Here is a 10511-nt window from a genome sequence, read left to right as displayed (position 1 = left end):
GTAGGGGTATCGAGCGCTACAGACAGATGGAGACGTTGCTGAACGACTATTCTACCTCTCTGGCAGCTGTCGGAGACACTGTACTGAATACAGTCCTCTCCAAACATCACCTATGTCACGATATGATAACCAAATCAACGAGAACCGATTCGCGACTATCGCTGTCGGCGCAGCCGAGGACATAACGCATTCCAGCCACGGTAGCACGAGTGACGTCGTCGCGCCCATCCATCTCTCAACCACCTTCGAATGGGCCGGCACGGGCGCTGCTAACGAGCACGAATACTCGCGTGAGAGCAATCCGACACGGGCAGCTCTCGAAAAGCAGGTAGCTCGCCTCGAAGGTGGTGAGCATGGGCTGGCGTTTGCCTCGGGGATGGCCGCTATCTCGACGACAATGCTATCGCTGGTACCGCCAGGAGGCCACCTCGTTTCGTCGGACGCTATCTATGGCGGGACTGAGAAACTGCTCACGAAGCTGGTCGCCGGACACCTCGGCGTCAATGTCGAGTTCGTCGACACCCGCGAGACAGAAAACATCGCCAAGGCAGTCGATTCGAATACCGACTTGATCTGGGTAGAGACACCGACGAACCCGCTGATGCGGCTGTGTGATATCCGTTCGATAGCCGACATCGCCACCGACCACAGTGTCCCATTGGGGGTCGACAACACCTTCGCAAGCCCGTATTTCCAATCGCCGCTCGAACTGGGCGCCGACATCGCCGTCCATAGTACCACCAAGTACCTCAATGGACACTCAGATTCGATCGGTGGGGCCGTCATCACCGACGATGATGATATCTTCGAGCAACTGGCGTTTGCCCAGCAGGTTGGACTCGGAAACGTGCTCTCGCCGTTTGACTGCTATCTCGTCGCGCGGGGCATTAAGACGCTGCCAGCACGGATGAAGCATCATCAGAAGAATGCGATAGCGGTCGCTCGCCTCCTCGAAGACCATGACCGAATCAGCCGCGTCCATTATCCAGGCCTCGAGAGTCACCCGCAACACGACCTCGCAGCCGAGCAAATGTCGGGGTATAGCGGGATGCTTTCCTTCGAGTTCGACGGCTCGCTCACCGAAATCGAAGCGTTCGTTAAGGGGCTTACAGTGTTCACCCCTGGGACCAGTCTGGGTGGCGTCGAGAGCCTCGTTGAGGTACCCTCATTAATGCGCCCCGATGAGGGCAGCCACGAATCAGCCACTACAGACATTCCCGAAACCTTGGTCCGTCTATCAGTTGGCATCGAAGATGTCGACGATCTCTGCGAGGACCTTCTGTCGGCGCTCCCGTAGACATACAACTCCCTTCCTCTCGACTATCCCGATTCGTAAGCGAGGACACGAATCGTCCCCAAACGAACGAGTATGAATTAGTCGAGTGGCTCGATGACGTCTCCGGAGCGAATCAGTCCGTCTTCAAGAATATCCGCTCGGAGCCCGCCTCGATGAACGAGCGCCTGCAGTACGCCGTCCTGCGTGATGCGCTGAAGGTGGTTGCACGGTTCACACAGTCGATTTCCTCGACAGACGGCGTCACCGACGCGGAATCGTTGTCCAACGAGATGATTGAGTGCAACGTCACGGGTTTCGATATTCCGTCGATGTTCACCCGGTGCGAGTTCGATTCCCGCTTCACGTTCGATTGCAGTCACAGCCTCCTGCTCGATCAATGTGAGGTCGTACCCCTCGTGACGTTCCTCATCTGGTTCCCACTCGACAAAGGTTCCCGTCTCGATTTCGCTGAAGTAGCGATCACCTCGGAGTCCCTGTCCAGCGATCGCTTCAACCTCGGTCTGTTCATCCATTTCGGCTTTAGCCGCAGGTGCAACAAAAACCCGTCCGATGGTGCCACTCCCAGTCATGCGTGGTATGCCGTCTAATAGGATATAAACGCTCGGCTGTAGGTAGTGTTGGCAAGGTAACCCTATTAGAAACAGTAGATAGAGACAACGCCCCAAGGAAATAGGAAACTATTCCAGAGAGCAAGAACTATATCTCCTGCTACGCAAGATCAACTATGTCTAATACAGAATCTGGCGATTCTCCACCTTCGTTCGAGGATCCATTTCGCGGTGATGACGTCGAACAACGCATCTACGGGACGATCCTCCAAACACGGGAGCCGACGACAGCAAGTGACATCGCCACGCGAGTCGAATGTGATCCAAAAACCGCCCGGAAATATTTAGGCTGGTTTACCGACCTCGGTATCGTTACGCGCTACGACGGCCACCCAACCACGTACGAGCGCAACGATGCCTACTTCGAGTGGCGCCGCATCAACCAGCTTGCAGCCGAACATTCCGTGGACACACTCCAGAAGCGAGTCCGCGAGCTAACGGAGCGTATCGACGAGTATGAGGAAACATACGACGCCACAACACCAGCGGCCGTCGACGCTGTCGCCGCCGGAGAGAAGCATGGGGACCGAACGATCGACGATATCTATAGTGATTTCGGCGACTGGACGACCGCTCGCGAAGAGCGCAAGCGCTACGAACGCGCCCGCCAGCAACGTGCCAGTACTGAAACCGAACAGGCCTCTGGATAATCGTCTCTAAATGGTCCCGCCGAGAGGAAATAGCGGAAGCCCCGCTCCGATTGACCGTCCGATTCTCGAGTTTCTGCAGACGCGGCTCCAAGCCACGGACCAGGTTGCCCGCGCGACAATCACAGATTCAAGCGGGCATCTCGAACTCCAAGTCATTTTTACCGCGACCTATTACCCCGCAATCGTCAACAACGCACAGTTGGCCGTTCGCTGGTATACGAACGACGACTTCAAAATCCATTACCGAGAGGTCCATTCAAACCACGCATGGGAGTGTCGGTGGGATCGCCATCCGAACCCTCACAATACACGGGATCATTTCCATCCACCTCCGTCTGCCGCAACACCTGGTGGTGACAGATCCTGGCCAGCCGATTATCGCGACGTACTGGCGCTGGTCCTGACGGAGATCGAAGAGCGAATCACAGCCCTCTGGAACGAGTGAACTACCCCACCCTACGCGCTTCGCGCGTTGAGGGTGGGGCTTCCCCGTCGCTTCGCTCACTCCGTTGAGGAACGGGTATTGCAACTATCAAAGATAAACTGTTCAAGCCGCTCAGAGATGCTCGCCCGACTGCCCAGCCCACGAAGTATGGAAGCGGTCGATGCGTACTTTGAAGGTGTGAAACGCAGACTCCCGGCCCTGAGGCCGTAGCCGGGAGCAGGAGGGGGGCGTCCCTCCCATGGAATAGTAGACACGGATATATGTTAATTACTAGGAACGTAACAACTGCTCTCGGGATTCCCTTTTCCATCTGGTTTGATTGCTACTCCATAAGCGTTTATCGTTAACATTGAATGCAAAGAGTATATATTTCCTTGTAGGCTATTAGTATATGCACAGGCGTGGATAATCTTACTACTTCAAAATTCCATCAAAGATGCTATAATTCGGCTATTTGGTGTGTTCTGGAGAAGGGTATACACGCCTGAGCACTGCAGTGGAGTGCAGGAGTCAACTATGGCCTCAGTCCTACACTCTCATTTGGGCGTGGACCCTATCGAACAATAGCATACTGCTAACTATTAAATCTATCATGATATGGCGTATTCTCGACCATTAATAGCCCTTCGCTCCCTTCACCTTGTGCAACAATCCTTTGTGGTCCGGAGATTGTTGCACAAGACAGACAGTGTACATCTTGTATAGAGACATAGTAATTAATACAGTTGGGGTGCTACGAGTTACTGCGGCCAAATGACTGCCGGCCGATCGGCACTACCGGACATCCCCCCTCCCGTTCATAATGAGCTTCTCCAACTCGGAGAGGTTTTCGAAGGACGAAGTAATGGCGAATCGGACATAAAAACGTGTGTCATCATGGAGACCACAAGACTGCATCGGGGTCAGTGTGAGAACCTGACCCCGAATCGAGCAGTCTATGTGTGATTACAAACGGGGTAGAGTAGCCACCCTTGGCCAAGTCTTTGGGATTACACGATCCCAATAAGAAGCAGTCGATGTCACCTACAAACGGAGTAGCATAGCGATATCGATGACCTCACCGCGGGTCACAGCAGTCTAGCGCACAAGAATAGTACTGAACGACCGTTCACTGTGACGATAGTATTGCATTAAGAGCTGCTCCTAATAACAAGAAGATACTAGCCACATAGAACCAGAGTAAGAGGAGAAAGGCTGTACCGAGTGCACCGTACAATGCAGATTTACTCGAAATCGCAGTGTACACCCGAAATCCTTCTTGCAAAAGAAGCCAACTAATTGCTGCCAATGCTACTCCCGGGAAAATACTTCGTAAAGAGACAGACAGTGGTGGAAGAAGATAATATATCGGATAAAACAGGACAAACAGAAGTACAAACATAATCATCCAACGAGGCACGATCGGTAATTGAACGAAAACGCTTGTTACAGTAATCGCTGTGATCATACAGCCGATAGAAAGAATTGTAATAATCCCGTTTCGGAGCTGGGTATACAGGGGAATAGATTTGTGATCGTCGTAAATTTCCACAAAGGCGATATTGAGTCCACGGAAGACCGATAATGAACTCCACAATAAGCCGATAATTCCAAGCACTCCAATTGAACTCCCTGTTTGGCTGTTCAATGTCTCTTTTAATGTCTCCGTAGCAGCTGGTGAGAGAATATCCTCTACGATTCCAATAACCCTCGTTGCAAATGCCTCTTCACCGATAGCGGTTCCGAGAACGAGAATAAGAATTAGCACTGGAATCACGGAGAGGAATGCATAAAATGCAATACTTGCAGCCAGAAATGTGAGATGTTTCTTTCGAGCAGTAGTAAGAAGTGTTTGCCCAAGGGTGTACAGACTCATATTCACCAAAGTCAATTGCCGCTCTTGTAAGTATAGAGGAATCTGCAGTTTTCAGAATCGCCAACTCGCTATTTGCAGAAAAATCTCCTTAGACACCCGTAAACGAACCCTCCTCACCATCATGCAATTACTTACCATTGTTTGACCGACCGGTCTGGTCCGTTACTCAAACTTGCCAGCACTCTGCCAGCGGATCGATCTGCCACTCCTCTCGGGGTGGCTTTTGGGCCGAACAGAATTCGACGATATCACCGGGAACAAGCACCCTATTTTCCAACAGACTCGAATCGCAGTACGCCGGCGGTCACTCTACTGCTGGCGCTCTGGTTTCACCCGCTACCAACTCAAGTACACTACATTGAACCTCAGTATTAATACAAAGAAAATAAGAATATAGGAAGATGGTTAATACTGATCGTCATGGAAAGAAACTGAGAAAAGACACTAGCAACGGAAGGAAAATTGTAGACGAAGCCGAGGAATCCAATCACCTTCCGATTACTCGACGCTCGGTGCTGCAAGGTGCAGCCGCCCTTGGACCAGTTGCAGGTATAGCTAGCATAGACGAGTTTAGTAGACCAGCAGCGGCTACAAGCGACAATCGTGAGCCGGTATCGATAGCCAGTCCAGACGAGAGTATTGAGGCAACCGTTGAACTAGGTCCTTCGACTGATCTCAATGATGACCTTCCATCCGGACAAATCGCATCGCTCACAGTGGACTACGACGAAACGACAGTGATCGAGCCTTCACCATTGGGTATTACAACCTATATGGGACAATTCGTTACTAGTCTCTCTTTGGAAAATCAGCACGTTGAGACAGTAACACAAGAATACGAGACCATTGGTGGTGATGAATCGGGTCCACAAACACTTCACGCTCGTATTGGTCTGCTCACGTTCGGATCGCCGAACGGCGTTATGCAACTCGAGTTAGCTGTATCAAATGAAGGCGTCGCATACCGATACCATCTCCCGGGGGAGGGCCATGTACTCGTTGATAAGGAAGTGAGTGCATTTCAAATCCCAGAAGGATCAACAGCTTGGCTTCATGAATTTGCAAACAATTACGAAGGGCTCTGGGAAGAGAAGGATGTAGAATCTGCAGGGGGCAACTTTGCCTTCCCATGCTTATTCGAAGTAGATGACGAGACATACACCCTTGTTACCGAAGCAAACGTAAACGGGAGCTATTGTGCATCGCATCTCGCAGCCTATGCGCCACCTGAAAACGGTGAGTCCGAACCACGACCAGGCATCAAGGACGATCAGGACGAAATCGTACCTGGTAATGAGGAATTTGACTATGATGAGAACTCAACGTTGTTCGAGCTTCGATTCGCCGGGACGTATGGGCTTCCACAAGTCGTCGATACAACCCTTCCATTAGCGACGCCATGGCGAGTTGCTATCGTTGGCGACCTCCCGACCGTAGTCGAATCTGACCTCGTCGCGGCACTCAGTGATCCTTCCGAGGTCGAAGATACCTCGTGGATCAAGCCGGGTATCGTAAACTGGTCGTGGTGGTCGGACGGCGATAGTCCGCGTGATTTTGAAACACAAAAAGAGTACGTCGACTATGCTGCAGAACAGGGGTGGGAGTACACACTTGTCGATCGTGGCTGGCGCCGCGAATGGATGCCTGACTTGGTTGAGTACGCGAACGAACGCGACGTCGGTATTATCGCGTGGATGGTCTGGTACGATCTTGATACAGAGACAAAACGGGAACGGCTTCTCTCACAACTGAAATCGTGGGGTGTGAGCGGTATCAAGATCGATTATATGAACGCTGATCGTCAGGATCGAATGCAGTGGTATGACGATATTCTTGAAGCGACGGCGAAGCACGAACTGTTGGTGAATTTTCACGGCTCGACGCTTCCAAAAGGACGACGGCGCACGTGGCCACATCTATTGACATCGGAAGCGGTGCGCGGGGCTGAATCGTACGGGTGGGAAGAGATGCCGCCAAGTCATAACCTCATTCTCCCCTATACGCGGAACGTCGTTGGTCCGATGGATTATACGCCGGTTACGCTCTCATCTCGATATGAGGATGCCGAACGTGCCGCTGAGACGACACGTGGTCATGAACTCGCTCTCTCAGTCGTATTTCAGTCAGATCTTCAGCATCTAGCCGATAGTGTAGAGAGTTATCGTAGTTACCCAGTCGCCGAGCAGTTCTTGAGCGAAGTCGCTGCTGTCTGGGATGAGACAATCTTCATTGATGGGTATCCTGGTGAAGAGATTACAGTGGCTCGCTGTGATGGTACGCAGTGGTTCATTGGGCATATCTCTGCTGGAGATCGCCACACTACAAAGATCCCACTTTCATTCCTTCCGGATGATCAGCAGTATAATATCATTATTAGCAGCGACACCCCTAGTACCTCTTCACTCCACTCACGAACTCAGGTCAGCACGGCTGACGCAACGATCTCAGTCTCAGTACCTGAGAATGGTGGTTTTGTAGCTCAGTTATCCCCTCGCGACTGATGGGTATCGCCTAGGAACGTACAGTGATCCGGATTTTTATGTCTGTGTCTACAGATAAGCAAGGCGAGTGCCTCGGGGCTTGACCCCGTGGCGGTTTACGGGCCCTCTGCGAGCCATCTTCAGACCGAAGTCTTCGACCGTGCGAAAACATATGCTACCAACGATATCGAGAGTGCTCTTTTCATAGAAGGCAGCAATGCACAACGTGATATTCACCGCAAAAAAGGATTAAATCCGAAAAATAAATTACCCTACTCGACTCGATCCGGGTTCACTCGTGCTCGTGGTGCCTGCCAGAGCCTTCATCCAACAGCGATGACAAGGATGCCAACTAGCGGCTGTCACCAATCGTTGCACCAACGAACGCACCAATGCTGGCGCCTGTCCGTGCTGCGTTTCGACTGACCAACCCACCAATGGCAGCCCCACTAGCTGCACCAATCGCTGCATATTTCGCGCGGTTCACCCGACCCTTGGCGTTCACATTCATCAACTCCTGTTGAGCAGCAACGGGATAAAACTAGACGGTACGAAGACCGCTACGAGACGTTTGACGCCCGACAGACAGCGAGGCAGCTATCACGACTCAAGGAATCCTCTGAGAGTGCACTCACAACCGTCTGTACCCAAACCTCGACGATCTCATCAAACGCGGATTCGCCAAAAAACATAGCACATAATACAAAACGGAATACCGAGTATCAAATCGATATTTATTAGTATAATGGTACCACTTGCCACAGTATGCGATGCATATTATCCGGTCCGAATAGGGGAACACTAGAGATTATTGAACATAATTTCAATAATGTGGGAAATACATGTAGTATAGAGGTGGTGGCAGAATGATTTTCGGTCTTGATTGGTCTACAGTAGTACTTCTCTTCGGTTGGATCCCGTTTTGGTGGGCTATTGCCATCCTTACTCTCTATCGGATGAACCAAAACGACAAGCGGAATCGACAACGGGCTCAATCGGCACTCAATAAAGATACTGGAGGACGTCAATAATGGTACAGTGGACGCTCGTCGCTCCATTTATCCTGTATTTGCTTGGTCTCCTTGGCTTTGGGATCATTGCCAGTCGCTATATGAATGATCTGAGTGACTACTTGCTTGGTGGACGGACGATCGGAGGTGGCGTCACGGCGCTTACTCTCCAAGCAACATCCATGAGTGGCTTTATGTTCATGGGTGGACCCGCATTAGCGTTCCAACAAGGGCTCTGGGCACTCTGGTATGCTGTCGGAGACTTCGGTGGAGGTCTTGTGAATCTCGCTGTATTGGGCCGAAACCTTCGGCGGGTTACCGAGGCAATGGGTTCACTAACACCGATCGAATGGCTTGAAGATCGATACCCACATCCGAGTATTCGTATTGCTGGTGCAAGTATCTCGATTGTGTTCTTAGCTGCCTACGTATTCGCTCAGTTCATCGCCGCTGGCAAAGCTATTGAGGTGATCAGTGGGTTGCCCTTCTTGTACGGACTCATGATTGGTGCTGGGATCATCATTCTCTATACGTTTGTTGGTGGCTACCTTGCCGTTGCGTGGACGGATGCATTCCAAGCGATTGTAATGGCAGTCGGAATCAATATCATTCTTATCGCAGGTCTCTTCGAGATTGGCGGCCCCACAGCATTGTTCACCAGTATTGCCGCAATAGATCCCACGTATCTTTCGATTTGGGGACAAGGAAATAGCCATGCTGGTGAATATGGCGTTATTATCGGGGCAATTCTCATCTATGCAGTAGGATATATGGGACTACCACATGCCGTTGTTCGTCACTTGAGTATGGATAATCCTGATACGACAAAGCGAGCAGCTATCTGGAATGTCTTCTATAACACATTTTTCATCTATCAGCCCTATCTGCTGGGTCTTATGGCGATCGTTCTTCTGCCGAATCTCCAAGATCCGGAGATGGCTATTCCAACTCTCGCACTTGATCTTCTCCCGACTGTCGTTGCTGCAGTTGTCCTTGCTGCACTGATGGCTGCCGTCATGAGTACTGCTGATTCACTTCTTATGATGGCTGGTTCGATCCTTTCTCGTGATGTCGTTCAGCGATTCGCTACTAGCGATATCTCTGATGATCGTATGTTCCTCTGGTCACGGATCTTGGTCCTTGCAATCGGGATTCTGGGGGTTGTAGTTGCTACTATCCAACCACCAGGCGTTTTCGAACTCGTAATCTTTGCATTTGGAGGACTTGGTACCGCATTCCTCGTACCAAACGTTGCGGGCATATACTGGGATCGAGCTAACTGGAAAGGGGCACTCGCAGCAATGCTTACTGGGTCCGGAACGAACGTTATCTGGACTGCATTTGATCTCCAAACTACAACCGCAGTTCATCCGTTCTTAGCTGGCCTCGTCGTTTCGGCGATATTGATGGTAGTTGTAACGCTCCTCACCGAACCACCGAACGAGGAGGTAGTGACGATCGTTCGTGATGCACGCATCTCGGTTGACACGCCCGCAGGTACTGCAAGTGCATCGGCTCGATCGCTTGCACCTGAAGCACGCTCTGTAAGCGAGTTTATCACGGAACGGGATCTCACTCAGGAACCACACTCGAGCTCCTTTGGGACGACCAATGACTGAACTCACCTCCCCCGGATCAGATGATTCCGTAAGGGAGCGGACGGAGACAGCCGAACTTACTGTGTTCCCGACGCAAATACGGAGAGAGGAAGCAGAATCACTACTTGCAGCAACTGATGATGATCTCGTTCAGACAACGGTAATCGAAACGCTATATTATCCATATCAAATATTTCATTTCCGAGTGCAAGCAGAGGCGCTGTTCAATTCTCTCGATCAAGAACTCGTCTGTGGTGTCGATCTTTGTCGCAAGAAAGCACTCCTCATTGACGACAAGCCAGAATTGACTGTTAAATCGGTTCCCACTGATCAGATTCTCCCTATTAAGCACGATGATGTACTCGAAACTGCTCGTTCATACCTTACAACGATTATCCATCGACGATTGACTATCAGTCGGTCGATAACGTTGACTCAGCAGAACAGTTATCGTCGATACCGCCCCTTCTACCACACGGAATGTCAAACCAACGATGGAAACTGCCTTCGATATATCGTTGATGGTGTCACAGGTGCATTTCATCGTATTCATGGCGTAACCGAGTAG

General features: G+C 51.1%; 9 protein-coding genes and 1 pseudogene. 6 read left to right on the top strand and 4 right to left on the bottom strand.

All coding sequences use genetic code 11. The features are described 5' to 3' along the window. The first annotated feature begins 112 nt into the window (after positions 1-112). Positions 113-1297 (top strand): trans-sulfuration enzyme family protein, encoded by a 1185-nt coding sequence (locus HAPAU_RS16675; protein WP_066385039.1) that lies wholly within the window; start codon positions 113-115, stop codon positions 1295-1297. A gap of 77 nt (positions 1298-1374) precedes the next feature. On the opposite strand, the gene HAPAU_RS16670 is transcribed toward HAPAU_RS16675, so the two are convergent. Continuing rightward, positions 1375-1866, bottom strand: a complete 492-nt coding sequence (locus tag HAPAU_RS16670; protein WP_066385038.1) for an MOSC domain-containing protein — start codon at positions 1864-1866, stop codon at positions 1375-1377. 155 nt (positions 1867-2021) lie between these two features. Between HAPAU_RS16670 and HAPAU_RS16665 the strand changes: the two genes are divergently transcribed. Beyond that, a complete protein-coding gene (locus HAPAU_RS16665; protein WP_066385037.1) occupies positions 2022-2555 on the top strand; it encodes a DUF7342 family protein in 534 nt (177 codons plus the stop codon). Between the two features lie 10 nt (positions 2556-2565). Next, positions 2566-3000 carry a hypothetical protein gene (locus HAPAU_RS23080; protein ID WP_084383844.1) on the top strand — a complete coding sequence of 145 codons (435 nt, stop codon included), beginning with the start codon at positions 2566-2568 and terminating at the stop codon, positions 2998-3000. A 92-nt stretch (positions 3001-3092) separates the two neighbouring features. On the opposite strand, the pseudogene HAPAU_RS22460 reads toward HAPAU_RS23080, so the two are convergent. Together HAPAU_RS22460 and HAPAU_RS20270 are read right to left on the bottom strand one after the other, a co-directional pair. Then, positions 3093-3192, bottom strand: a pseudogene (locus tag HAPAU_RS22460) (IS6 family transposase); the annotation flags it as partial. 916 nt (positions 3193-4108) lie between these two features. Further along, positions 4109-4855 (bottom strand): YihY/virulence factor BrkB family protein, encoded by a 747-nt coding sequence (locus HAPAU_RS20270; protein ID WP_084383843.1) that lies wholly within the window; start codon positions 4853-4855, stop codon positions 4109-4111. Between the two features lie 401 nt (positions 4856-5256). Between HAPAU_RS20270 and HAPAU_RS16660 the strand changes: the two genes are divergently transcribed. Further along, complete coding sequence (locus HAPAU_RS16660; RefSeq protein ID WP_084383842.1) at positions 5257-7356, top strand: glycoside hydrolase family 97 protein; 2100 nt, start codon at positions 5257-5259, stop codon at positions 7354-7356. Positions 7357-7687: 331 nt separating this feature from the next. Here HAPAU_RS16660 and HAPAU_RS20265 read toward each other — a convergent pair whose 3' ends face one another. Further along, positions 7688-7846, bottom strand: a complete 159-nt coding sequence (locus HAPAU_RS20265) for a YMGG-like glycine zipper-containing protein (RefSeq protein WP_084383841.1) — start codon at positions 7844-7846, stop codon at positions 7688-7690. Positions 7847-8365: 519 nt separating this feature from the next. Between HAPAU_RS20265 and HAPAU_RS16655 the strand changes: the two genes are divergently transcribed. Both HAPAU_RS16655 and HAPAU_RS21190 read left to right on the top strand, forming a co-directional pair. Next, complete coding sequence (locus HAPAU_RS16655; protein WP_066385036.1) at positions 8366-9964, top strand: sodium/proline symporter; 1599 nt, start codon at positions 8366-8368, stop codon at positions 9962-9964. Beyond that, positions 9957-10511, top strand: coding sequence for a hypothetical protein (locus tag HAPAU_RS21190; RefSeq protein ID WP_157078524.1), 555 nt, complete (start codon positions 9957-9959; stop codon positions 10509-10511). The genes HAPAU_RS16655 and HAPAU_RS21190 overlap by 8 nt, the downstream gene beginning before the upstream one ends.

The sequence above is a fragment of the Halalkalicoccus paucihalophilus genome (genome assembly GCF_001593955.1).
Classification (GTDB): domain Archaea; phylum Halobacteriota; class Halobacteria; order Halobacteriales; family Halalkalicoccaceae; genus Halalkalicoccus; species Halalkalicoccus paucihalophilus.
The sequence above is the reverse complement of the archived record's forward strand: the minus strand, read 5'-3'. Positions and strand labels throughout refer to the sequence as shown.

What these genes read in the sequence shown, in the direction of transcription:
- HAPAU_RS16660 (WP_084383842.1), top strand. Translation starts at nt 5,257, where the DNA reads ATGGTTAATACTGATCGTCATGGAAAGAAACTGAGAAAAGACACTAGC.
- HAPAU_RS16670 (WP_066385038.1), bottom strand. Translation starts at nt 1,866, where the DNA reads ATGACTGGGAGTGGCACCATCGGACGGGTTTTTGTTGCACCTGCGGCT.
- HAPAU_RS16675 (WP_066385039.1), top strand. Translation starts at nt 113, where the DNA reads ATGTCACGATATGATAACCAAATCAACGAGAACCGATTCGCGACTATC.
- HAPAU_RS23080 (WP_084383844.1), top strand. Translation starts at nt 2,566, where the DNA reads ATGGTCCCGCCGAGAGGAAATAGCGGAAGCCCCGCTCCGATTGACCGT.
- HAPAU_RS16655 (WP_066385036.1), top strand. Translation starts at nt 8,366, where the DNA reads ATGGTACAGTGGACGCTCGTCGCTCCATTTATCCTGTATTTGCTTGGT.
- HAPAU_RS21190 (WP_157078524.1), top strand. Translation starts at nt 9,957, where the DNA reads ATGACTGAACTCACCTCCCCCGGATCAGATGATTCCGTAAGGGAGCGG.
- HAPAU_RS20270 (WP_084383843.1), bottom strand. Translation starts at nt 4,855, where the DNA reads ATGAGTCTGTACACCCTTGGGCAAACACTTCTTACTACTGCTCGAAAG.
- HAPAU_RS16665 (WP_066385037.1), top strand. Translation starts at nt 2,022, where the DNA reads ATGTCTAATACAGAATCTGGCGATTCTCCACCTTCGTTCGAGGATCCA.
- HAPAU_RS20265 (WP_084383841.1), bottom strand. Translation starts at nt 7,846, where the DNA reads ATGAATGTGAACGCCAAGGGTCGGGTGAACCGCGCGAAATATGCAGCG.